This window comes from Prescottella sp. D32, assembly GCF_037287305.1.
Taxonomy (GTDB): domain Bacteria; phylum Actinomycetota; class Actinomycetes; order Mycobacteriales; family Mycobacteriaceae; genus Prescottella; species Prescottella equi.
Map to the genome: position 1 here is coordinate 1228651 of NZ_JARBSW010000001.1, position 22696 is coordinate 1251346.

A 22696-nucleotide genomic window follows, 5' to 3' on the forward strand; every position below is an offset into this window, starting at 1 on the left:
CCCCTCGAGTTCTTCAGTTCTGTGTGTCCCCGCACGCGCGTTCGCGCCGTCGGAGTTCGTCGTGCGCCCGAGAGATCCCACCCCACTCGAGCCCCGCCAGGTGTGATGCACCCGACAGACGACATCGGCCATTGTGACTCAGCGTTACAGACAACCTGCCGCCGAGGTGCTCGAGCGCACCCGGGACGTTGCGGTGCTGCGCGGGCAGCGGCACCGGCAGGACGTGGGCGTCGCCGCGCCTCGCCTCGCCTCGAATCTCCACCGACCACCGGCGGCTACCACCGCTGAGCTGCCACGACTCGTCGTCCACCCGCGCCCGGACCGGGGAGAGCACCGGATTCCCGACCCGGACCACGGTGCCGTCGGGCAACGCCACGACGACAGCGGTCACCTCGGTGCGCAGCGGGCCGGCCGTGACGACGCCGCCGGCGAACGCGACGCACACCCGCGGGTCGTCGAACCCCTGCGCCTGGCCCCACCACCACGCCTCGGGGAAACCACCCCGGCCCCAGTTCTTCTCGCCGTACACCTGGGCGCCGTCGAGATCCCAGCGTTCGCCGTCGACGTCGGCCCACCCCTCGGCGCGGCCCCCGAGCAGCCACGGGTGCCAGTACTGGTTGAGCGCGGGCACCGTGTGGAAGACGCTCGACCCGCCCAGCCGTCGGCGCGGCCACTCGAACCGGTCGGTGATCCGGACGTCGATGCACGCGCCCGGTCCGAGGTCCACGCGCAGACGGTCCCGAGTGCCGTGGAACGCCGAGCCCGCGAACGCGCCCAGCCCGTGCGGATCGGCGGACGCGACGGGATGTGCTGCAGTCCTGAGGAATCCGCCCGGATGCGCGCCCAGGCCCAGGGTGGCCCACGGCCCGTCGGCGGCGCGGTTGATGCCGGCGAGGGCGATCAGCACCCGGCCGGTGTCGCGTTGGGTGAAGCGCCAGAAGTAGCCCTCCATCGCCACGCCGTGCGCGGCGAGTGGATTCCCGAACGGCACGTCGGCGCCGGTCCGTCGGTAGCGCGCGAGGAGACCGGGCATGAGCCGATGCTAGGTCGGCCCGTGGTGAATCCGCAGGCAGTTGGCGCTATCAGAGGGGGAGCGCGGTCTCGGCCAGTCCGCTCGGTGCGCCGCGGCGACGGAACCACTCCTGGCCGAACGCGGCGTGCAGCTGTTCCTCCGGCATCTGCAGGAACGGGCCGAAATCGCCGATCTGCGTCTCGTGCGCGAGCATCGCGGCACGCTTGGCAGCGAGCGCGGCCGTGACGTCGACGACCGTCGTGATCTCGTCGTCCGACAGGCCGAAGGTCTCGAAGTCGGGCGGAGTCGCCTCCTCGCTCCACTCCGGGTTCGCCGCCATCATGCGTCGGATGTGGTCGCGGCTGACCGCGGCCTCGTACACGTGCGCGACGTTCGCGAGCTCGGCCGCCCGGACGCCGACATGGTGGACCTGCACGTGGTCGGGATGGCCGTAGCCGCCGTTGGGGTCGTAGATCGTCAGGACGTCCGCGCCCTCCTCGACCAGGATCTCGGCGAGGCGGGCCGCGGCGGTGTCGACGTCGACGTTGCAGAAGGCGTCCGGGTGCGCGTTCTCCGGCGTCCCGGCCATACCGGAGTCGGCGTAGTGCAGCATCACCACCCGATGCGCGCCCAGCACGCTCGTCGACGCCTCGAGTTCGCGGCGACGACGCTGCGCCAGCGTCTCGCCGTCACCGAGCAGGCCGTCCGGCACCTCGCCGAGCGCTCCGTCGGTCGCGGTCACCACCACGACCCGGTGCCCGGCATCGGCGGCCTGGCGCATCACGCCGCCGGTCACGAAGACCTCGTCGTCGGGATGCGCATGGAAGCAGACCAGAACGCTCATGCGGAGAATGCTTACACCCCGGTCGGACCCGGGGGCAAGGGTGCGAGACTTCTCCCGACAACTGGTTACCGGCCGGCGCGGCGCGCCTCGTCGCGGATGGTTCAGGAGAGACACCGGCAATGATCGGTACGTACCGGGAGATCTTCGCCGCCCGCGGGTCGGCCGCGTTCTCCGCGGCCGGGTTCGTCGCACGCCTGCCGATCGCGATGGTGGGCATCGGCATCGTGACCATGCTGTCGCAGTTGCGGGGTGACTACGCGGTGGCCGGTGCACTCTCGGCGGTGTTCGCCCTCTCCTACGCCGCGATCACGCCACTGGTGTCGCGCGCCGTCGACCGGTACGGGCAGCGTCGGGTGCTGCCGGCCGCATCCGCGGTGAGCGCGGGCGCGCTCGCCACGCTGCTGCTCTGTGTGCGCATCGGGACACCCGATTTCGTGCTGTTCCTGCTCGCGATCCCGGCCGGCTGTATGCCGACGATCGGTGCGATGGTCCGCGCCCGGTGGACGGAGCTGTATCGCGGACAACCGCAGTTGCGCACCGCGTTCGCCTTCGAGTCGGTCCTCGACGAGGTCTGCTTCATCGCCGGCCCGGTGATCTCGGTGGGTCTGTCGGTGTCGGTGTTCCCGGAGGCCGGTCCGCTGCTGGCGCTGATCCTGCTGGTGGTCGGCACGCTGGCCCTCGTAGCGCAGCGCGGCACCGAACCGGCCGTCGCCGAGCGGGACGCGCATGCCGGTGCCTCGGTGGTCCGGAACCCGGCGATCTGGGCGCTGGTGGCGGTGATGCTCGGGATGGGCACGATCTTCGGTGCCGTCGACGTCACGAGCATCGCCTTCGCGACGGACCGGGGAGCGCCCGCCGCCGCGACGATCGCGCTGGCCCTCTTCGCGGGCGGGTCCGCGGTGGCCGGCATCGTCTTCGGTGCGCTGCGTCCCGGTGCGGCGCTGCGGCGCCAGCTCGTGTTCGCCACCGTCGTCGTCGCGGTCCTGGTGTGGCCGCTGCTGCTCGTCGACTCGATCCCGATGCTCACCGCGGCACTCGCGCTCGCCGGTATCTCGATCGCGCCGACACTGATCATCGCGACGACCCTCGTGGAGGCGGTCGTCCCGCAGCACAAACTCACCGAGGGCATCACCTGGACCGTGACCGGCCTCGGCGTAGGGGTCGCCGTCGGTTCGGCCCTCGCCGGGCAGATGATCGACGGCTTCGGCACCCGGGCCGGATTCGCGGTGGTGGTGGTCGCGGGCGCGACGGCGTTGGTCGTCGCCCTGACCGCCTACCTCCTGCACCGCGCGCGCAGCGCCCGGTGACCGCGGCCCCTTAGGGTGACGCCATGGCCATTCGCGAAACCGTCAGTGCCGACGGCACCACCATCGTTTATCGAGCGTTCGGTAATGCGGCCTCCAGGCCGCTCGTCCTGATCCACGGATGGGCGCAGTCGTCGCGCTGCTGGGGCGAGCAGGTCGTCGACGCGCTGGCGGAGCGGTACCGCGTGATCGCCGTCGACCTGCGTGGACACGGCTGTTCGGACGTCCCCGCTGCGGGCTACGACGACTCCGCGAACTGGGCCGCCGACGTCGACGCGGTGCTGTCCGCGGAGGGGATCTCCGCGGGCGCGGCGCTGCTGGGCTGGTCGTACGGCGGGTTGGTGATCTGCGACTATCTCGCCGCGCACGGGACGGGAGCGGTCGACGCCGTGGTGTTCGTGGGGGCGATCACGAGCATCGGACGCGGTGAGCGCGGCGGCGCAGTGGGACCGGCGATGAAGGCCGCGATCCCTGCCGCGATGGCCGAGGACCCCGACGTCGCGGTTAGGGCCCTGGGCAGTTTCGGGACGGCGCTGACCGGTCCGCTCGGCGGCGATGCGGCCCGGGGCGCTCTGTCGCAGGCGCTGTTCGGTGCAAGCCTGTCCACCCCGCCGCGGGTGCGGTCGGCGCTGTTCCGGCGGGCTGCGAGCCACGACGACGTGCTGCGCGCCCTCGACGTCCCCGCCCTGGTGCTGCACGGCACCGCCGACGCTGTCGTCGACGTCTCTGCAGGTGAGCACGCCGCCGAGCTGATCCCGCAGGCCCGTGTGTCGTACTGGGAGGGTTGCGGGCACGGCCCGTTCGTCGAGGATCCGGCGCGGTTCGTGAGCGAGGTCGACGGATTCCTGTCGGACCTCGGGGAGGGTGTCCCGGTCGGCGAGAACAGCGCGGGCGCAATTACCTCCTGACAGAGCGACAGGGCAGTATGGACGCGTGACACCCAAGCACAGTGCGACGCCGAGACGGGTCGCGGTTCTGTCCGTACACACGTCGCCGCTGGCCCAGCCGGGCACCGGCGATGCGGGTGGAATGAACGTGTACGTGCTGCAGACCGCCATCCAGCTGGCCCGCCGCGGTGTCGAGGTCGACATCTTCACCCGCGCCACGTCGTCGGCCACGCCGGTCGTGCAGGACGCGGCGCCGGGTGTGCGGGTGCGCAACGTCGCGGCCGGCCCGTACGAGGGTCTCGACAAGCACGAACTGCCCACGCAGCTGTGCGCGTTCGCTGCCGGTGTGCTGCGGGAAGAGGTTCGGCACGAGCCCGGCCACTACGACCTCGTGCACTCGCACTACTGGCTGTCCGGGCAGGTCGGCTGGCTGGCCCGCGACCGGTGGGGGGTGCCGCTGGTGCACACCGCGCACACCCTGGCCGCCGTGAAGAACGCGTCGCTCGCGGAGGGCGACACCCCCGAGCCGGCCGCCCGGCAGATCGGTGAGCAGCAGGTGGTCGCGGAGGCCGACCGGCTGACCGCCAACACCGTCGACGAGGCCGCGCAGCTCACCGCCACGTACGGCGCTTCGGCGGACAAGATCGACATCGTCGCGCCGGGCGCCGACCTGACGCGCTACCGGCCCGGCGACCGTCTCGCTGCCCGCGCTGCGCTCGGCCTCGACCCGTCCGAGACCATCGTGACGTTCGTCGGCCGGATCCAGCCGCTCAAGGCTCCCGACGTGCTGCTGCGCGCCGCGGCCGAGGTGGCCGGCCGGCGTCCGGACCTGCCGCTGCGGGTACTGGTGGTGGGCGGGCCGTCCGGTACCGGGCTCGACCGACCCGATTCGCTGATCGAGCTGGCCGCGGCGCTCGGCATCACCGCGCGGGTGACGTTCCTGCCGCCCCAGCCGCCCGACCGGCTCGCCGACGTGTATCGCGCGTCGGATCTCGTTGCGGTACCGAGCTATTCGGAATCGTTCGGGCTCGTCGCGATCGAGGCACAGGCGTGCGGAACGCCGGTGATCGCTGCCGACGTGGGCGGTCTCGGTGTGGCCGTGCGCGACGGCCTGACAGGCATGCTCGTCCAGGGACATCGCATCGACGACTGGGCGGCGGCGCTCGAGTCGCTCGTCGCGTCGCCGGACCGACTCGACGAACTGGCGGCCCGCGCGCCGCGGCACGCCGAGAACTTCTCGTGGGAGCACACGGCGGACGCGCTGCTCGCGAGCTATCGGGCCGCGACCGCGATGTATCACCGGGCGGAGGGCGGCGAACTCTGGCAGCGTAGGCCACGCGGGTTGTGGAAATTGCGTCGGACGAGCGGAGTGCGAGCGTGAGCGAACAGGAACCGACGGCGGACGCCGTCAGCGGCATCATCGATGCAGCCCTGAAGGAACGCGAACTGGACTACAGCCGCCGGGGCGAGAACCAGTTCGTCGTGGAACTGCCGGGCGAGCACAAGCTGAAGACGACCACGCTGCTCACGGTCGGCAACCACGGCGTCCGAGTCGAGGCGTTCGTGTGTCGCAAGCCGGACGAGAACTTCGAAGGCGTCTACAAGTACCTGCTGCGCCGCAACCGCCGGCTGTACGGGGCCTACTACACGATCGACAAGATCGGCGACATCTATCTGGTGGGCCGGATGTCCGCGCACGCGGTGACCGGCGCCGAACTGGACCGAGTGCTGGGCTCGATCCTCGAGGCGGCGGACGGCGACTTCAACACGCTGCTCGAGTTGGGATTCGCGTCGTCGATCAAGCGCGAGTGGGCCTGGCGGGTGTCGCGGGGCGAGTCGCTCGCGAACCTCGAGCCGTTCAAGCACCTCGTCGAGGATGCGCAGGACGCACCGAGTGGAGCCGGATGGGGTCCCGATCCCCGGTCGCAGTAACGACTCGCGGGCGGCCCGGCTCGTTATCCGGCCGAGATTTCGTGACCGTGTTCACTAAATCCGAGTGACCTGAGTCACATTACGGTTATGCAACGACGCCGGTACTCGACGGCAATTCTGCACCGCTGAGCTGCGACTTTTACCAGCTCATGGCGTATTTCACGTACGGGTGTCCCACAAAATCGACCCGTGACCTTTCCGTAATCGGTGCCTACGGTTGTAACCAGCTCGAGACGAACGAACTCGAGAAGCAACAACCGCAAGGAAGCAAGACCCCGACCCGCCGCCGCCGGCTCTGCCCCGCGGGATCGGACGGAGCAAGACCTTCGAGGGGCAGAAGCGAGGCCCAACCCGAGCCCGGATCGACGTCGTCGTCCGCAGGCCGCCTCGCCCGCAATACGGAGAGGATCCACCCCCCATGGCCAAGTTCGACATCAAGCGCACCATCGGTACCGTCGCCGCGACCGCGGCCCTCGTCGCCGCCCCCTTCGCCCTGAGCACCGGCACCGCCAACGCCGCCTCCGGCAACTGGGACGCCGTCGCGCAGTGTGAGAGCAGCGGCAACTGGGCCGCCAACACCGGCAACGGCTTCTACGGCGGCCTGCAGTTCACCGCGAGCACCTGGCAGTCGTTCGGCGGCTCGGGCATGGCCCACCAGAACTCGCGCGAAGAGCAGATTCGCGTCGCCGAGAACGTCCTGGCCGGTCAGGGCCGCGGTGCATGGCCGGTGTGCGGTCAGTACCTCTGATCGACCACCGAGTTCGACAGTGGGGCTGGGCTGAGCCCCCGCGGACGAGCTGAAGGGTCCCTTTGTGCGCTACCAGCGCACGAAGGGACCCTTCAGCCATTCTGGGGCGAGCGGGGGCGCGGGTGCTGGATCTCCCGTCGGGCGGGAGGTTCTCTGCCGCAAGGTGTCTGGCGCCTCCTACGTTGTGGCGGCCGGGCGGTCCGGTCCGTTCACGAGAGGACGCGTCGAGATGCAGACCGCCTTCATCCGAGTGACGGTCCGGCCCGACCACGCCGACCGGGATGCTCGGGCAATGCTGGACCTGGTAGAGCCGACGCTCGGCGAGCCGGGCTGTATCGCCTACGAGTTCTGCCACGACCTCGACGACCCCGGCCTCCTCTACTGCTTCGAGCACTGGAAGACCTGTCAGGCGCTCGACGATCATGCCAGCACCGCGCACATGCGGGCGTTACTGGACGAGTTCGGTTCCGCTGATCGAACGCTGGGATTCGCACCACACCTCAGCCTGTCCTGACGCGGCACCGGAGTGCGCACCGACGGCTGTCGCAGGCGTCCGAGTGCGTCATGCCAGGATTGGGGGTATGAGTACCGGAACACTTGTGCTGCTCCGCCACGGCGAGAGCGAATGGAACGCGCTGAACCTGTTCACCGGCTGGGTGGACGTGCACCTCACCGACAAGGGCATGGCCGAGGGCAAGCGTGCCGGTGAACTGCTCGCCGAGCACAACCTGCTCCCGGACGTGCTCTACACGTCGCTGCTGCGTCGCGCGATCAGCACCGCGAACCTCGCGCTCGACGCCTGCGACCGCCACTGGATCCCCGTCATCCGCGACTGGCGCCTCAACGAGCGTCACTACGGCGCGCTGCAGGGCAAGAACAAGGCCCAGACCAAGGCCGAGTTCGGCGAGGACCAGTTCATGCTGTGGCGTCGTAGCTACGACACCCCGCCGCCGCCCATCGAGGCCGGCAGCGAGTACAGCCAGGACCAGGACGTGCGCTACGCCGCCCTGCCCGAGGTCCCGCTGACCGAGTGCCTGCTCGACGTCGTCAAGCGTCTCGTCCCGTACTGGGAGGAGACCATCGCGGCCGACCTGAAGGCGGGCAAGACGGTCCTGGTCACCGCGCACGGCAACTCGCTGCGCGCACTCGTCAAGCATCTCGACGGCATCTCCGACGAGGACATCGCGGGTCTGAACATTCCGACGGGCATCCCGCTGCGCTACGACCTGGACGAGAACCTGAAGCCGCTCAACCCGGGTGGCACCTACCTCGATCCGGCGGCCGCCGCGGCCGGTGCCGCGGCCGTCGCGAACCAGGGCGCCAAGTAGTTCCAGGCAGTCCTCGGCGGTTCTCTCTCGACCCCGCGTTTCGCGCACTTGTCGCGACGACGGCCCCTCCCGGCCGGCGTCAAGTGCGCGAAACGCGGGGTTTTCCGTGCCCGGAACGCGATGAGTGCGCAAAATGCGAGGGGAGCGGGAAACAAACGGTGAACAGGTGGATAACGCCAGCTCTCGGGCCTGTGACGTGCGAGAAAACGGTCACACCCGCCTTCGTGCGTCGTCCGTGCGAACGTACGATTCACGTGTGACTGTTGTTCAGGCCGTAATCTTGGCCGTCGCGACCGCGATCGTCGGTTACGTCGTCGGCGGGGTCGTCGTTCCCCGACTGAGCAGGCGTCACGCCGAGCGGCAGAAGGCCCAGGCGGGCTTGACGATGTCCCAGGTGCTCGACCTGATCGTTCTCACCTCGGAGAGCGGCATCGCGGTCGTCGACAAGTTCAACGACGTCGTGTTGGTCAACCCGCGCGCCGAGGAGCTCGGGTTGGTCCGCAACCGCATGCTCGACGACCGAGCGTGGGTCGCCGCCACCGAGGTGCTCGCGAAGGGCGAGCCCGTCGAGGTCGACCTGACTGCGCGGACGCCACAACGCGGACGCGACAAGATCGCCGTGCGCGGCGTCGCGCGACTGCTGAGCGAGGAGGACCGCCGCTTCGTCGTGGTGTTCGCCGACGACGACTCCGAGCAGGTCCGCATGGAGGCCACGCGCCGTGACTTCGTCGCCAATGTGAGCCACGAACTCAAGACCCCCGTCGGCGCGATGGGTCTGCTCGCGGAGGCGCTACTCGAATCGGCCGACGACCCCGACTCGGTCCGCTACTTCGGTCAGCGGGTGCTGAGCGAGTCCGCCCGCCTGGGCAACATGGTCACCGAACTGATCGCGCTGTCGCGTCTGCAGGGGGCGGAGAAACTGCCCGACCTCGAGGTGGTGGACGTCGACGACGTCATCGCCGAGGCACTGCGCCGGTCCAGCGTGGCCGCCGAGGCCGCCGACATCACCGTCCACGCCGACGCCCCGAGCGGGCTCGAGGTGATGGGCGACCGCACCTTGCTCGTGACGGCCCTGTCGAACCTGGTCGAGAACGCCATCGCCTACTCGCCGAAGGGCACCCCGGTCTCGGTGAGCCGCACCGTCCGCGGCGACGACGTCGCGATCGCGGTCACCGACCGCGGCATCGGCATCGCCAAGGAGGACCAGGAACGCGTCTTCGAGCGGTTCTTCCGCGTCGACAAGGCCCGCTCCCGCGCCACCGGCGGCACCGGGTTGGGGCTGGCGATCGTCAAGCACGTCGCCGCCAACCACAACGGATCCATCGACCTGTGGAGCCGGCCCGGCACCGGGTCCACGTTCACCCTGCGGATCCCCGCCCACTTCGAGACCGTTCCACCCGAGCCCGCCGCGGCGGGCGAGAACCGTGATTCATCGATGATCGACAAGAAGGCCGCGGCGCGAGGCGCCGCCGCCACGAGCCTGGAGGCCAACCGTTGACGAGTGTGCTGATCGTGGAGGACGAGGAATCGCTGGCCGATCCGCTCGCGTTCCTGCTCCGCAAGGAGGGCTTCGAGACGACCGTCGTCGGTGACGGTCCGTCCGCGCTGGCCGAGTTCGAGCGCTCCGGCGCCGACATCGTCCTGCTCGACGTCATGCTGCCCGGCATGAGCGGAACGGATGTCTGCAAGCAGTTGCGGGCGAAGTCGTCGGTGCCGGTCATCATGGTCACCGCCCGCGACAGCGAGATCGACAAGGTGGTCGGTCTGGAACTCGGCGCGGACGACTACGTCACCAAGCCGTACTCGGCTCGCGAACTCATCGCCCGCATCCGCGCGGTGCTGCGCCGCGGAGCGGACAACGAGGCCGCCACCGACGTGGACGACGGCGTCCTCGCGGCCGGCCCGGTCCGGATGGACGTCGAGCGGCACCTGGTGCATGTGAACGGCGACCCGGTCACGTTGCCGCTCAAGGAGTTCGACCTGCTCGAGTATCTGCTGCGCAACTCCGGCCGGGTGCTCACCCGCGGCCAGCTGATCGACCGGGTGTGGGGCGCCGACTACGTGGGCGACACCAAGACCCTCGACGTCCACGTCAAGCGGTTGCGCGCCAAGATCGAGGGCGATCCGGGCAAGCCGAAGCACCTGGTCACGGTGCGCGGCCTGGGGTACAAGCTCGAGGAGTGAGCTCTCCGTGGCCGAATGTCACACGCGTCCAGTCGGGCTGAGCGCGTGTGACATTCGGCCGCCCGGGCGGTCAGTCGCGCTGCGCCTTCGCCTGCGCGGCGGTGGTCGCGGGGTGCACCGCGATGAGGCCCAGTCCCTCGCGGCGGCGGCAGAGCGACGCGAGTTCGTCGTACGCGGCCTTGCCCAACAGTTCGGTCAGTTCCGGGGCGTACGACTGCCACACCGGACGGGTGCCGACGTGCGCGTCGGGCGAGCCCGAGCAGTACCACGTCAGGTCCTCGCCGCCCTCGCCCCAGCCGCGACGGTCGTACTCGGTGATCGTGGTCTCGAGGATCTGCTCGCCGTCGGGCCGGTCCACCCACTCCTGGGTGCGGCGGATCGGCAGCTGCCAGCACACCTCGGGCTTCACCTCGAGCGGCTCGATGCCCTTGCGCAGCGCCATCTGGTGCAGCGCGCATCCGATGCCGCCGGGATGTCCGGGGCGGTTGAGGAAGATGCACGCGCCCTTGTACTTGCGGGTGCGCAACGCGGGCTCGTCCTCGAGATCGTCCTCCTCGAGGTACCCCTTCTTCCCGAGACCCTTCTCCATGAACTGCCAGTCGTCCGGTGTGAGCATCCTCACCGCGTTGTCGAGCTTCTCGCGGTCCTCGTCGTCACACAGGAAAGCGCCGTGCGAGCAGCAGCCGTCGTCGGGGCGATCGGCGACCGTGCCCTGGCATGCGGGGGTGCCGAACACGCAGGTCCAGCGCGAAAGAAGCCACGTCATGTCGGCCTTGATGGTGTGCTCGGCGTTCTCTGGATCGACGAACTGCACCCACTCGCGCGGGAAATCGAGATCTACTTCCGGCGCGGGAGCCAACTTGTGGGACCTGTCGGTGCTGCCTGCTGTCACAGTGCCCGACGGTAGACCCAGTACCGTAACCGTGTGCGCCTTGGGGTACTCGACGTCGGAAGCAACACCGTCCACCTGCTCGTGGTGGACGCACATCGTGGTGGGCACCCCACCCCGATGAGTTCGACGAAAGCCGCTCTACGGCTTGCGGAGAACACGGACGACCGCGGGGACATCACCGCGTTCGGTGCCGACCGGTTGGTCGAGACGGTGGGCGATTTCGCCGGTATCGCCAGGTCGTCGGGGTGCGGTGAGCTGATGGCCTTCGCGACGTCGGCCGTGCGCGACGCCAACAACTCCGAGGCCGTCCTCTCCCGCGTGCGCGCCGAGACCGGCGTGAACCTCGAGGTGCTCTCCGGCGTCGACGAGGCGCGGCTGACCTTCCTCGCGGTGCGCCGCTGGTACGGGTGGAGCGCCGGGCGCATCCTCAACCTCGACATCGGCGGTGGTTCGCTCGAGCTGACGTGCGGCGGCGACGAGGATCCCGACGTCGCGTTCTCGCTGCAACTCGGCGCCGGCCGGCTCACCCGGGACTGGCTCCAGGAGGATCCCCCGGGCAAGCGCCGTGTCGCCGTGCTGCGCGACTGGCTCGACGCCGAACTGGCCACCCCCGCGAAGGAGTTGCGCGCCGCGGGCGCCGCGGACCTGCGCGTCGGCACCTCCAAGACCTTCCGATCCCTCGCCCGCCTCACCGGCGCAGCGCCTTCCGGTGCAGGTCCGCGCGTCAAGCGCACCCTCACCGCGAGCGGGCTGCGGCAGCTGATCGCGTTCATCTCACGGATGACGACGGCGGACCGTGCAGAATTGGAGGGCGTGAGCTCCGACCGTTCCCAGCAGATCGTCGCCGGGGCTCTCGTTGCGGAGGCCAGCATGCGCGCGCTGGGGATCGACACTCTCGAGATTTGCCCGTGGGCACTGCGTGAGGGTCTGATTCTTCGCAAGCTCGATACGGACATGGGTGGAGAACTGGTGGTGAGCGCTCGATGACTGAGCCCGAAGGCGACAGCCAAGCAATCTCGGTTGCAGAACTGCTGGCCCGCAACGGCCAGCGCGTCGGTGCCGGTGGCGGCGGACGCCGTCGTCGCGGTGTGAAGGGCGGCATCTCCGTCGCGGAGCTGACCGGCGAGTTCCAGGCCGTCCGTGCCGCGACGCCGGAGACGCCCGACGCGGAGACCCCCGACACGCAGGCTCCCGACACGCAGGCTCCCGACACGCAGGCTCCCGAGGCGACGACTCCCGAGACGAAGGCGCCGGCGGCGGAGGCCCCTGTCGACGACGCTCCCGCCCCCGAGACTCCTGCCGTCGAGTCGACCGCGGTCGCCGAGCCGAAGAAGAAGCCCGAGTCGGAGAAGCCCGAGTCCTCGGACGAGAAGGGCGCCAAGGACTCGAAGGACTCGAAGGACGCGAACGCCACTGTCGCCTTCTCGTCGGCCGACGCCGTCGCAGCCCGTAAGGACGCGGACGCTGCCGACAAGGCGGACGAGAACACCGACGCGGCCGGCGAGGACGCCGCCGCGAAGGCCGAAGAGACCCCGACCCTGATCTCGCGAGCCGTCGAGGCCGACGATCACAGGGCCGACGACCGCAAGGCCGACGATCACAAGTTCGACTCCGGTTGGCGGTCGGCGGCGACCACGGTCCTCGAGCCCGTCCCGGCGCAGCCCCTCGCGCACAGTGTGGACCCGGAGCCGCGGCTGCTCTCGGGCCAGAGCGTCGCCGGCGATCTGCTCCGACGGAACGACGCGGCAGCGCCCGCTCAGGCAGACGCCGGTGCGGCGGACACCGACCTCGACGACGACAGCCCCGCCGACCCCGAGGACCTGCCCGAGGAGGCGAGCGCCGCGAAGCAGTGGGCGGTGCTGCTGGGGCAGGGTGCTGTCGCGGTCGTCGCGGGCGCGCTGATGTTCAAGGGCTTCGAGAAGCTGTGGGACATGCTGCCGATGGTGGCGCTGATCCTCGCGGTCCTGGTGATCGTCGGACTGGTGGCGATGGTGCGGATCCTGCGCCGCACCGACGACATCGCGAGCCTGGTCATCGCCGTCGTCGCGGGTGTGTTCGTGACACTCGGGCCCCTGGCCTTCCTGCTCAGCACGAGCTGACCGGACACGGGCGGAGCGGGATCGTGGGGAGGGCGCGCATGTCGGATCGGAAGGTCCTCGTCGGACTGTCCACTGCGTCCGTCTACCCGGAGAACACCGAGGCCGCCTTCCGCTACGCGGCGGAGGTCGGCTACGACGGCGTCGAGCTCATGGTGTGGGCCGAATCCGTCAGCCAGGACATCTCCGCCGTCAAGCGTCTGGTCCGCAAGTATGCGGTGCCCGTACAGGCCGTCCACGTGCCGTGCCTGTTGATCTCCCAACGGGTGTGGGGTGCGGACCCGGTCGCGAAGCTGGACCGGTCGGTGGAGGCCGCGGAGGCGCTGGGCGCGTCGAACGTCGTGGTGCACCCACCGTTCCGGTGGCAGCGTCGGTACGCCGACGGATTCGCCGAACAGGTCGAGCGTCTCGAGGAGAAGACCGGGGCGATCGTGGCCGTGGAGAACATGTTCCCGATGCGCGCCGACAGCTTCTTCGGCGGCAAGGAGCGGAGCGCGGAGCGTCTGCGCAGGCGCGGCGGCCCGGGTGCGGCCCTGTCCGCGTTCAGCCCGTCGTACGATCCCACCGACTCCGGTTACCGGCACTACACGCTCGACCTCTCGCACACCGCGACTGCGGGCATGGATGCACTCGAGCTGGCCGACCGGATGGGCAGCGGGCTCTCGCACCTGCATCTGGCGGACGGCCGCGGTGCCTCGGTCGACGAACACCTCATCCCCGGCCACGGGAGTCAGCCGTGCGTCGAGGTGTTCCGGCATTTGCGCGACAGTGGCTTCGGCGGACAGGTGGTCGTCGAGATCAACACCCAGAACGCCCGGACCCGACCGGAGCGGGCGTCGATGCTCGGCCAGGCCCTCAGCTTCGCCCGCGCGAACCTGCGCTGACGCCGGCCGGCTGCTGCTCACGTCGGCCGGTTCCTACAGCGCGGACACGCCCGCGCCGATCACCGTGATCCCCGAGATCACCAGGCCCGTCACCAGGCAGGCCGCGCCGAGCCAGATCGCCGCGACCATCGGTCCGGGCTTCGCCGGATCCCGGCCGAGGACCGACAGGAAGAACCCGGCAGGGATGAAGATCGCGGCGACGAGGACCGCGATCGCGCCGGCCGCGGACCACCCGGGACTGGCGTCGACGACCGCGGTGAGCGTCGCCAGCAGGATGCCCAGCGTGACCAGCACCCCCGCGTGGGCGTGACCGGCGCGGAAGAAGCTCTTCTGCAGGGCGTTGAAGCCCTGGTCGCCCGCGAGGATGCGGAGCAGGAACGCGCCGCCGGACGCGATACCCACCACGGTGAGCACGGTGACGCCGACGACGATCGTGAGAACGGGATCCATCATGGGAGCTCCTGGGGGTGCGGTAGGCTCGATCCCAGATTGGATAGCTCAACTATCCAATCTGGTTTCATGGTCGACCCGGTGCGGCCGGGTGTCAAGCAGGAGAGGCTCGACGTGCGGGTGTCCGAACTGGTCGCGGTCAGCGGCGTGCCGCTCGCGACCGTCAAGTACTACCTGCGCGAGGGACTGCTGATGCCCGGCGCGGCGAGCAGTGCGACGCAGGCCGAATACGGTGAGCAGCACGTGCGGCGCCTCGCGCTCGTCAAGGCGCTCGCCGGCGTCGGACTGCCGCTCGGCAGGATCCGCACGATCGTCGGACTCGTCGACCACCCCGCCGACACCGTCTTCGAGACGATCGGGCGGGCGCTCGCCGCGCTTCCGCCGTACCCCGCCGAGGGGGAGGAGCGGTCCGGCGACTACCCGCGGGCCCGCGCCGTGCTCGAACGTCTGGGGCAGGTGTACGAACCGGCGTATCCCGTTGTCGCGCAGCTCGAACGGGCGCTGGCGGCGGCCGAGGACGTCGGCATCCCGATGACCGACGAGCGGCTCGACGCCTACGCGCGGCACGTCCGCGGTATCGCCGAGATCGACCTGGACCTCATGCCCACGGACTCCGCGGAATCCGCGATCGAGTACGCCGTCCTCGGAACCGCGATCTACGAACCCGTGCTGGCCGCGCTGCGCCGGCTCGCCCACCAGGACATCGGTGCGGCTCGCTTCGCGGGCCGCACCTTCGACGACTTCGACACCCCCGACAGACAGGACCAGCCGTGACCACTCACCCGTTTCGGGACCTCACCACCGTCACCCCGAGCGGTACCGGTGCCGACGGCCGGTACTCGGCCCACATCGACCCGATCTGGACCATCGGACCCAAGGTGCACGGCGGCTGCATGATGGCCGTCTGCGCGGCCGCGGCCCGGCGCGAGCTGACCGCGACCGCGCCGTCGGACATGCCCGTCGACCCGGCCGTCCAGTCGCTCGCCGTGAGCGCCAACTACCTCGCCGCACCCGACCCCGGTGACGTCGACATCGTCGCAACCGTGCGCAAGCGGGGCCGTCAGGTCTCGCTCGTCGACGTCGAGCTGTCCCAGAACGGTCGCCCGGCCGTGCACGCCGCGGTGACGCTGGGCGTTCCCGACGCGGGGGAGCCGCACTACGCGCAGGAGCAGGCGCTCGCGCAACTGCCCGCCGAGCCGCCCGCCGAGGCGCACGCGCTCGTCGCCGACCATCCGATGGCGCGGATCGTGCACGTCTCGCAGGGCTGCGATCTGCGGGTCGACGGCGCGTCGGCGCATTTCCTCAGCGGCAGGCAGGGCGAACCCGAGGTCCGGATGTGGGCGCGGCCGTGGGCCGACGACGAGCAGGACCCGGCCACCGCGGCGCTGTTCGCGATCATGACCGGCGACATCTGTGCGCCGGTCACCATGAACCGCGGCATCTTCGGCTGGGCGCCCACCGTCCAGCTGACGACGTACCTGCGGCGCCGTCCCGCGCCGGGCTGGCTGCGCGTCATGGCGAGCTCGACGGTGTTGGGGGACACGTGGTTCGAGGAGGACCACACGGTGCTCGACTCCACCGGTGCAGTCGTCGTGCAGAGCCGTCAGCTCGCGATGATCCCGCGGTAGGCGCCTTCGGCGCCTGTGCGCCTTTTCGGTAGTGGGGGCTACCGAAAAGGCGCACGGGCACGCAGTGCCTAAGCTGTCCGCATGACGAGAATTGCGGTGATCGGTGGCGGCAAGATCGGTGAGGCGCTGGTCTCTGGGCTGTTGCAGGGTGGTCACGCGACCCGTGACCTGGTGGTCGCCGAGCAGTACGAGCCCCGCGCCGAGGAACTGGCCGCGGCCTACTCGATCCGGGTGACGACCCCGGAGGACGCGGCCGAGGGTGCGGACGTCATCGTCGTGGCGGTCAAGCCCACCGACGTCGACTCGGTGCTGGCTGCGCTGTCGAAGGTCGACCTCGACGGCGAACGTGAACAGATCATCGTCTCGCTCGCCGCGGGTATCTCCACGGCTCGGTACGAGTCGAAGCTGCCGGCCGGTTTCCCGGTCGTGCGGGTGATGCCGAACACCCCGATGCTCGTCGGGCAGGGTGCCAGTGCCATCGCGCCCGGACGACACGTCAAGCCCGAGCACCTCGACCTGGTCCGCGGGATCCTCGCGACGGTGGGCGCCGTCACCACCGTGCCGGAGTCGCAGATCGACGCCGTGACCGCGGTATCCGGTTCCGGACCGGCGTACTTCTTCCTCGCGGCCGAGGCCATGATCGACGCCGGCGTCTCCCTCGGCCTGACCCGCGCGACGGCGAGCGAACTCGTCGTGCAGACGATGATCGGTTCGGCCGCGATGCTCGCGGAGTCGGGCGAGAGCGCGAACGACCTGCGCGCCGCCGTCACCTCGCCCGGCGGTACCACCGCGGCCGCGGTACGCGAACTCGAGCGGTGCGGGCTCCGGACCGCGTTCTACGAGGCCCTCGCGGCAGCGCGCGACCGGTCGGCGGAACTGGGCGTCGCCCCCGAATGATCTGCGGGTCGGGCCGGCGCGGTGAGCGTCGGCCCGCCGCGGTGACGCGCGCCTGTCCACGACGCGCGAACAGGCATGCCGGAGTTCTACTGTGGCGCCGTGGACACACGCAATCGCGAGGCCTCGCCTCATCCTGACCACCAGAGAGGTGTTCTTCACCATGGTGATCCCGCTCGGGATCGCCCTCGTCTTCACCTACGGCGTCGTCGCGGCACTCGGCTGGTGGCGTCCCGTCCTGAAGGACGACCGGCCCGTCAGTCGGTGGGTGTGGGCCGTGCCCGCCATCCTGTTGGTCGCGATCCTCGTCGGAATCGACTACAGCGCCCTGTCCGAGAAGGGGTGGCTGTTCGTGGTCGTCCTGCTCGTCGCCACCCAGTTCGTCGGGTGGGGTGAGGAGGGGATGTTCCGCGGCATCGGGGTGACGGTGCTGCGCCGGCACGGTCTCCGCGAGGGTCAGGTCGCGCTGTGGTCCAGCATCATCTTCGGCGTGGTCCATCTGTCCAACGTCTTCGGGCACGGCGGCGCGTCCGCGATCCCGCAGGCCGTCGTCGTCAGCCTGGCCGGCTACTTCTTCTACCTCATCCGCCGCGTCTCGGGCAGTAACGCGCTCAACTCGGTGATGCACGGCCTCTTCGACTTCGCGCTGTTGAGCGGCGCCGCCATCTTGCTGGACCAGGCGTTCTACCCCGGAACGCTCGCGCCCATCCTGGCCTATCCGGTGATCGCCATCCTGCTGCTCGTCAAGCGGCGGGACGTCGAACGGTCCGGGCACGCGGGCGCCGCGCCGGCCGCCGTCCAGAGTTGACCGGCCGGATCCGGCGGCGGGCCTCGAGGGGCCGCCACCACTGCGATTGTCGATCTTGTTTGCAACACCCGTCGCATCAATCCCTCTGGTCCCGCTAAGCTCGTGTCAGCACGTGCGTGTCTGGTCCGCCGGAGGGGAAGCCGGCGGCGCGACACGTGCCGGAGGTAATTGAAGAGATGGGATCCATCGACAAACCTGACAGGTCCCTCCGGGGACAACAGGAAGGGCAGTCCGGTCTCGGCGGGACGCAGTTCCTCACGGTCGCGGAGGTCGCGGCCTTGATGAGGGTCTCGAAGATGACCGTGTACCGCCTGGTGCACAGTGGGGAACTCCCCGCGGTCCGTGTGGGGCGGTCGTTCCGTGTCCACGCGAAAGCTGTGCACGACTATCTGCAGACCTCGTATTTCGACGCCGGCTGACCCGTCGGAGCCGAAAAGGATGGGCCTCGGTTTTCGCCGAGGCGATCCGTCCCGGTACGATCGTTAGTCGTCGTACCAGCCAGCCGGTGTCGTCAGGCGCTGGGGTCGTGAAAGCGGCCATGGCAACGAGGCCTCAGCGCCAGAGGCAGACACAGGCGTACGTGACCGGCGTGCGCTGAACGCTAGAGAAGACTGTGAGGGACACCCACCATGGGTTCAGTGATCAAGAAGCGCCGCAAGCGTATGTCGAAGAAGAAGCACCGCAAGCTGCTCCGCCGCACGCGCGTCCAGCGTCGGAAGCTCGGTAAGTAAGAACTTGCACACGGATGCCCGTCACCTCGCGGTGGCGGGCATCCGTGTGTTGGGGGGGGGCGGGCGTCGGACCGCGCGGTGGGTGGCGTGTTGCCGGGACGTAAAGGCTCACGCGGAACCCTTGCCCCACCCCGCGGATTCGTTAGGCTCCCCGAAGGGGCGAATGGACGGGGGTAGCGGTGAGTCCTGACGATCGGGGTGTGCAGCCTCCCCGGGTGGTCCTGGTGACCGGCGCCAGCCGGTTCCCGGGAGGATTCCTGGTGTCACGGCTGGTCCAGGATCCGAGCATCGAGCGCGTCGTCGCGGTCGACGCCGTCTCACCCAGCAAGGACATGATGCGGCGGATGGGCCGGGCCGAGTTCGTCCGTGCCGACATCCGGAACTCGTTGATCGGCAAGGTGATCAGGGGCGCCGAGGTGGACACCGTGGTCCATGCGGCCACCGTCGCGCAGGCCCCGCGGTCGGGCAGTCGCGCAGCCATGAAGGACATGAACGTCATCGGCGCCATGCAGTTGTTCGCGGTGTGCCAGAAGTCGCCCAGCGTGCGCAAGGTGGTGCTGCGGTCGGCGTCGGCCGTGTACGGCGGCAGCCCCGGCGACCCGGCGAAGTTCACCGAGGAGATGGGGGCGCGCCGCCCACCGCGGGGCGCCTGGGCCCGCGACTGCATCGACATCGAGGGCTACGCGCGGGCGATGGGCCGACGTCGTCCGGACATCGCGGTCTCCATCCTGCGGCTCGCGCCACTCATGGGCCCGCACCGGCACGGATGGGTGGCGCGATATCTGTCCTCCCCGATTGTGCCGAGAATCCTCGGCCGCGACGCCCGCATGCAGTTGCTGCACGAGGAGGACGCGCTGGCGGCGCTGCACCGCGCCACGGTCACCGGGCCCACCGGCACGTTCAACGTCGCCGGTGACGGGATCGTCATGATGTCGCAGGCCGTGCGCCGGGCCGGTCGCGTCGAGGTGCCGATGCCGTTCGCGCTCTTCCGCAGCGCCGGACGGGCTCTGATGGGATCGCAGATGCGGTCCTTCACCCACGAGCAACTCGACTACTTCCACTTCGGGTGCGGGCTCGACACCACTCGGATGCGTGCGGAACTCGGATTCGAGCCGCGCTGGACCACCGTCGAGGCGCTCGACGACTTCGTGCGGGGCACCGGGTTGACCCCCGTGATCCGACCGGAGTGGGTCGACCGTGCCGAGGCCACGGCGCTCGGCGTCGTCGGGGCGGGCGGCGGGCGCAGGTGACGGCTCGGTACAGCGGGAAAGCCGAGGGTCGGAGTGCCGGGGGCCGGAATGCCGTGGGGTCGGACCGAAGGGGAGTGTCGTGAACGAGGTGGCCAAGGTGATCCCACTGCACGCGGACGCGCGCGCACGGTCGACGCGTGACCGGCCGGTGGACCCACGCCCGTCCCGTCCCGCGGCCGATCCCGGCACGCTCCCCGAACCGCCCTTCGCGGAGGACGTCGACCACGGCACACCACCGGCGGACGAGGCGCCGGGCAGCGGCCTGCGGGCCCGCGTCGCCGGTCAGGTGGCCGGTGCCGCAGAGTTCGCGCGCCGTCGGCTGGCCGGCGACTACGAGGTGGACGAATTCGGGTACGACCCGCACTTCGCCGACGGTGTGTTCCTCCCGGCGCTGCGTCCACTGTTCGAGAAGTGGTTCCGGGTCGAGGTCCGCGGTGTGGAGAACATCCCGGCCGACGGGGGTGCGCTCGTCGTCGCCAACCACGCCGGGGTGGTGCCGATCGACGCCCTCATGACGTCGGTCGCGGTGCACGACCATCACCCCCGGCACCGCGCGCTGCGGATGCTCGCCGCAGACCTGGCGTTCGAGATGCCGGTCGTCGGCAACATCGCCCGCAAGGCCGGTCACACGCTCGCGTGCCACCCCGACGCCGAACGACTGCTGCGGAGCGGCGAGGTGGCAGCGGTGTTCCCGGAGGGCTTCAAGGGCATCGGCAAGCCGTTCTCCGAGCGGTACAAGCTGCAGCGGTTCGGCCGGGGCGGATTCGTCTCCGCCGCGATGCGCGCCGGTGTGCCGATCGTTCCCTGCTCGATCGTCGGATCCGAGGAGATCTACCCGAAGATCGGCGACATCGCACCGCTCGCCCGGCTGCTGAACATGCCGTACTTCCCGGTGACGCCACTGTTCCCGCACCTGGGTCCGCTCGGGCTGGTGCCGCTACCGTCCAAGTGGTTCATCGAGTTCGGGACGCCGATTCCCACCGACACCTACGACGCGGCCGAGGCCGACGATCCGATGGTGCTCTTCGAGGTCACCGACCACGTCCGGGAGATCATCCAGCAGACGCTCTACCGGCTGTTGGCGCAGCGCCGGAACATCTTCATGGGCTGACGCCCGGACTCCGACGCGGCCCTGTCGGCGACCAGTTGCGCCAGCAGCGCGCGTTCGCGACGGCGGCTGAGGATCGCCCCGACGGCACCGCCGACGGCGCCGAGTAGCAGTGCGGTCGGCACGCCGATCTTGGCGGCCTTGCGCCCGGTGCGGAAGTCGCGGACGTCCCAACCCCGGTTCTTCGCGAGCTCCCGCAGGTCCGCGTCGGGGTTGACCGCGACGGCGGTTCCCACCAGCGACAGCATCGGGACGTCGTTGTAGCTGTCCGAGTACGCGGTGCAGCGCTTGAGGTTGAGACCCTCACGCACCGCGAGGGTACGGACGGCGTGAGCCTTGCCGAGGCCGTGCAGGATGTCGCCGACGAGCCGACCCGTGAAGACGCCGTCCTCGCTCTCCGCGACGGTGCCCAACGCGCCGGTCAGCCCGAGGCGCTTGGCGATCACCTGCGCCAGTTCGACGGGGGTGGCGGTCACGAGCCACACCTGCTGCCCGGCGTCGAGGTGCATCTGCGCGAGGGCACGGGTGCCCGCCCAGATCTTGTCGGCGATGACCTCGTCGTAGATCTCCTCGCCGAGACGGGCGAGTTCGGCGGTGGACCGTCCCGCGACGAACGACAGCGCCTTCTCCCGGCCCTCCGCGACGTCGTCGCTGTTCTCCTTGCCGGTGATGCGGAATTTGACCTGCTTCCACGCGAAGTCGACCAGGTCGGAGGTGCGAAGGTACTTACGGGCGGCGAGACCGCGCGCGAAGTGGATGATCGACGCGCCCTGCACCATCGTGTTGTCGACGTCGAAGAATGCCGCGGCGGTGAGGTCTCGCGGAACGACGGGCGCGGTGGGAGGTTCGAGGACCTCGAGGTCAGGCGTGATTTCAGGTTCGACGGACTCGAGCGACGCCGCCGCCTCGGCGGCCTCCGCGGCCTCGGCGGCTTCGGCCTCCTGTATCGCGAGTGCGGCGTCGGCGCTCGCCTCGCCCGCGAGGTTGGCCCGCAACTCGGCCTCGCTCGGGCCCAGCAGGTTACGGATCCTGCGGCGGCCCGGGCGCAGAATCCCGGACAGACCCACACCGAATCTCGCGCCGTTCGGCAGTGATCGTCCAGGCACTCGCACCTCCCGTGTCGAAGACAGCTCCGGCTCACCTCTGGCTCACCCTAGCCCGCGTGTCGATGCCGATCCCGCTGGATGGTCCGGCTGTCTGCGGCGTGTGATGTTCGTCTCGAAACGGAACGGTCCGGAACCCGCGGGGTGGGGCGCTCCCCGAATGCCGCCGCGAGCCTCGAGGAAGACTGGTGCGCATGGATCAGTCGCGACATCGGATCACTCTGCTCACTCGCGCCGGTTGCGGTGCCTGTCAGCCGGCGCGCGAGGTCCTCGACGTCGTCTGCCGCGACTTCGAACTGGAACTGACCTGCGTCGACGTCGACGAGGCTGCGGCCGAGAACCCTGATCTGCGCGCCGAGTACGGCGACCGCTTGCCGGTCGTCCTCCTCGACGGCAAGGAGCACAGCTACTGGGAGGTCGACGAGGACCGGTTGCGCGCGGACCTCTCGGCGGGCTGATTCCGGGCCTCGGGCGCCGCTCGCGCCGCCGAGTGGGAAGGGTCACGCCGGACCATCGGGTTCGGTCGCTTTGCAGGTGAGAGCACGTGTGAGGGCGGTCGAGCAACTTTGTGCATGGCTTCACAAGCGGTTACCGTGGTGTGAACAAACGCCCC

Annotated in this window: 26 protein-coding genes; 21 read left to right on the forward strand and 5 right to left on the reverse strand. The window is 70.0% G+C overall.

The features are described from left to right. Positions 1–13: 13 nt before the first annotated feature. Positions 14–1033: a tocopherol cyclase family protein gene (locus PSS76_RS05615; protein ID WP_084846340.1), complete on the reverse strand. Its 1020-nt coding sequence runs from the start codon at positions 1031–1033 to the stop codon at positions 14–16. 49 nt (positions 1034–1082) lie between these two features. Then, positions 1083–1856: a PIG-L family deacetylase gene (locus PSS76_RS05620; protein ID WP_005518048.1), complete on the reverse strand. Its 774-nt coding sequence runs from the start codon at positions 1854–1856 to the stop codon at positions 1083–1085. A gap of 119 nt (positions 1857–1975) precedes the next feature. On the opposite strand from PSS76_RS05620, the gene PSS76_RS05625 reads away from it, so the two are divergent. The 9 genes from PSS76_RS05625 (at position 1976) to PSS76_RS05665 (ending at position 10239) form a co-directional block, all read left to right on the forward strand. After that, positions 1976–3163, forward strand: a complete 1188-nt coding sequence (locus PSS76_RS05625; RefSeq protein WP_069856801.1) for an MFS transporter — start codon at positions 1976–1978, stop codon at positions 3161–3163. A 23-nt stretch (positions 3164–3186) separates the two neighbouring features. Then, a complete protein-coding gene (locus tag PSS76_RS05630) occupies positions 3187–4068 on the forward strand; it encodes an alpha/beta fold hydrolase (protein ID WP_069856799.1) in 882 nt (293 codons plus the stop codon). A 25-nt stretch (positions 4069–4093) separates the two neighbouring features. After that, the gene (mshA, locus tag PSS76_RS05635; RefSeq protein ID WP_013417014.1) at positions 4094–5428 is read left to right on the forward strand and encodes a D-inositol-3-phosphate glycosyltransferase; all 1335 of its coding nucleotides are present in this window, start codon (positions 4094–4096) and stop codon (positions 5426–5428) included. After that, a complete protein-coding gene (locus PSS76_RS05640; protein WP_022597549.1) occupies positions 5425–5979 on the forward strand; it encodes a type III secretion system chaperone family protein in 555 nt (184 codons plus the stop codon). Before mshA ends, PSS76_RS05640 begins: the two co-directional genes overlap by 4 nt. A gap of 418 nt (positions 5980–6397) precedes the next feature. Further along, a complete protein-coding gene (locus tag PSS76_RS05645) occupies positions 6398–6727 on the forward strand; it encodes a transglycosylase family protein (protein ID WP_005518053.1) in 330 nt (109 codons plus the stop codon). A gap of 229 nt (positions 6728–6956) precedes the next feature. Then, positions 6957–7241, forward strand: coding sequence for a putative quinol monooxygenase (locus PSS76_RS05650; RefSeq protein WP_337455974.1), 285 nt, complete (start codon positions 6957–6959; stop codon positions 7239–7241). Positions 7242–7299: 58 nt separating this feature from the next. Beyond that, a complete protein-coding gene (locus PSS76_RS05655) occupies positions 7300–8055 on the forward strand; it encodes a phosphoglyceromutase (RefSeq protein ID WP_172504603.1) in 756 nt (251 codons plus the stop codon). Between the two features lie 256 nt (positions 8056–8311). Then, positions 8312–9553: a sensor histidine kinase gene (locus tag PSS76_RS05660; RefSeq protein ID WP_005518071.1), complete on the forward strand. Its 1242-nt coding sequence runs from the start codon at positions 8312–8314 to the stop codon at positions 9551–9553. Continuing rightward, entirely contained in the window at positions 9550–10239 is a 690-nt protein-coding gene (locus PSS76_RS05665; RefSeq protein WP_005518073.1) for a response regulator, read from the forward strand. Before PSS76_RS05660 ends, PSS76_RS05665 begins: the two co-directional genes overlap by 4 nt. A 70-nt stretch (positions 10240–10309) precedes the next feature. Here PSS76_RS05665 and PSS76_RS05670 read toward each other — a convergent pair whose 3' ends face one another. Continuing rightward, positions 10310–11098, reverse strand: coding sequence for a DUF3109 family protein (locus PSS76_RS05670; protein WP_037086048.1), 789 nt, complete (start codon positions 11096–11098; stop codon positions 10310–10312). 66 nt (positions 11099–11164) lie between these two features. Between PSS76_RS05670 and PSS76_RS05675 the strand changes: the two genes are divergently transcribed. From PSS76_RS05675 to PSS76_RS05685, 3 genes are read left to right on the forward strand one after another with little or no spacing between them, the layout of a single operon-like run. Next, a complete protein-coding gene (locus tag PSS76_RS05675; protein WP_005518075.1) occupies positions 11165–12118 on the forward strand; it encodes a Ppx/GppA family phosphatase in 954 nt (317 codons plus the stop codon). Then, entirely contained in the window at positions 12115–13230 is a 1116-nt protein-coding gene (locus PSS76_RS05680) for an Rv0497 family membrane protein (protein WP_084869818.1), read from the forward strand. The genes PSS76_RS05675 and PSS76_RS05680 overlap by 4 nt, the downstream gene beginning before the upstream one ends. Positions 13231–13268: 38 nt before the next feature. Next, entirely contained in the window at positions 13269–14111 is an 843-nt protein-coding gene (locus PSS76_RS05685; protein WP_005518077.1) for a sugar phosphate isomerase/epimerase family protein, read from the forward strand. Positions 14112–14144: 33 nt separating this feature from the next. Here the strand turns inward: PSS76_RS05685 and PSS76_RS05690 are convergent, their stop codons facing one another. After that, positions 14145–14564 (reverse strand): hypothetical protein, encoded by a 420-nt coding sequence (locus tag PSS76_RS05690; protein WP_013417008.1) that lies wholly within the window; start codon positions 14562–14564, stop codon positions 14145–14147. A 111-nt stretch (positions 14565–14675) separates the two neighbouring features. On the opposite strand from PSS76_RS05690, the gene PSS76_RS05695 reads away from it, so the two are divergent. From PSS76_RS05695 to PSS76_RS05730, 8 genes are all read left to right on the forward strand, one after another. Continuing rightward, positions 14676–15335, forward strand: coding sequence for a MerR family transcriptional regulator (locus PSS76_RS05695; RefSeq protein WP_064058434.1), 660 nt, complete (start codon positions 14676–14678; stop codon positions 15333–15335). Next, positions 15332–16189 (forward strand): thioesterase family protein, encoded by an 858-nt coding sequence (locus tag PSS76_RS05700; RefSeq protein ID WP_337455975.1) that lies wholly within the window; start codon positions 15332–15334, stop codon positions 16187–16189. Before PSS76_RS05695 ends, PSS76_RS05700 begins: the two co-directional genes overlap by 4 nt. Before the next feature lie 81 nt (positions 16190–16270). Next, positions 16271–17086 carry a pyrroline-5-carboxylate reductase gene (gene proC, locus PSS76_RS05705; RefSeq protein WP_005518084.1) on the forward strand — a complete coding sequence of 272 codons (816 nt, stop codon included), beginning with the start codon at positions 16271–16273 and terminating at the stop codon, positions 17084–17086. A 160-nt stretch (positions 17087–17246) separates the two neighbouring features. Continuing rightward, positions 17247–17891 carry a CPBP family intramembrane glutamic endopeptidase gene (locus PSS76_RS05710; RefSeq protein ID WP_253204909.1) on the forward strand — a complete coding sequence of 215 codons (645 nt, stop codon included), beginning with the start codon at positions 17247–17249 and terminating at the stop codon, positions 17889–17891. Between the two features lie 176 nt (positions 17892–18067). Beyond that, positions 18068–18310 carry a helix-turn-helix domain-containing protein gene (locus tag PSS76_RS05715; protein WP_005518088.1) on the forward strand — a complete coding sequence of 81 codons (243 nt, stop codon included), beginning with the start codon at positions 18068–18070 and terminating at the stop codon, positions 18308–18310. A 210-nt stretch (positions 18311–18520) separates the two neighbouring features. Beyond that, the gene (locus PSS76_RS05720; RefSeq protein ID WP_003402602.1) at positions 18521–18622 is read left to right on the forward strand and encodes a 30S ribosomal protein bS22; all 102 of its coding nucleotides are present in this window, start codon (positions 18521–18523) and stop codon (positions 18620–18622) included. Between the two features lie 200 nt (positions 18623–18822). Continuing rightward, on the forward strand, positions 18823–19872 hold the full coding sequence (locus tag PSS76_RS05725) for an NAD-dependent epimerase/dehydratase family protein (RefSeq protein ID WP_037084934.1): 1050 nt from the start codon (positions 18823–18825) through the stop codon (positions 19870–19872). Between the two features lie 79 nt (positions 19873–19951). Beyond that, complete coding sequence (locus PSS76_RS05730) at positions 19952–20983, forward strand: lysophospholipid acyltransferase family protein (protein ID WP_022597519.1); 1032 nt, start codon at positions 19952–19954, stop codon at positions 20981–20983. On the opposite strand, the gene PSS76_RS05735 is transcribed toward PSS76_RS05730, so the two are convergent. After that, on the reverse strand, positions 20941–22086 hold the full coding sequence (locus PSS76_RS05735) for an HAD family hydrolase (RefSeq protein ID WP_013417003.1): 1146 nt from the start codon (positions 22084–22086) through the stop codon (positions 20941–20943). The genes PSS76_RS05730 and PSS76_RS05735 overlap by 43 nt on opposite strands. A gap of 191 nt (positions 22087–22277) precedes the next feature. Between PSS76_RS05735 and PSS76_RS05740 the strand changes: the two genes are divergently transcribed. Then, positions 22278–22541 carry a glutaredoxin family protein gene (locus PSS76_RS05740; protein ID WP_022597515.1) on the forward strand — a complete coding sequence of 88 codons (264 nt, stop codon included), beginning with the start codon at positions 22278–22280 and terminating at the stop codon, positions 22539–22541. The last annotated feature ends 155 nt before the right edge of the window (positions 22542–22696 follow it).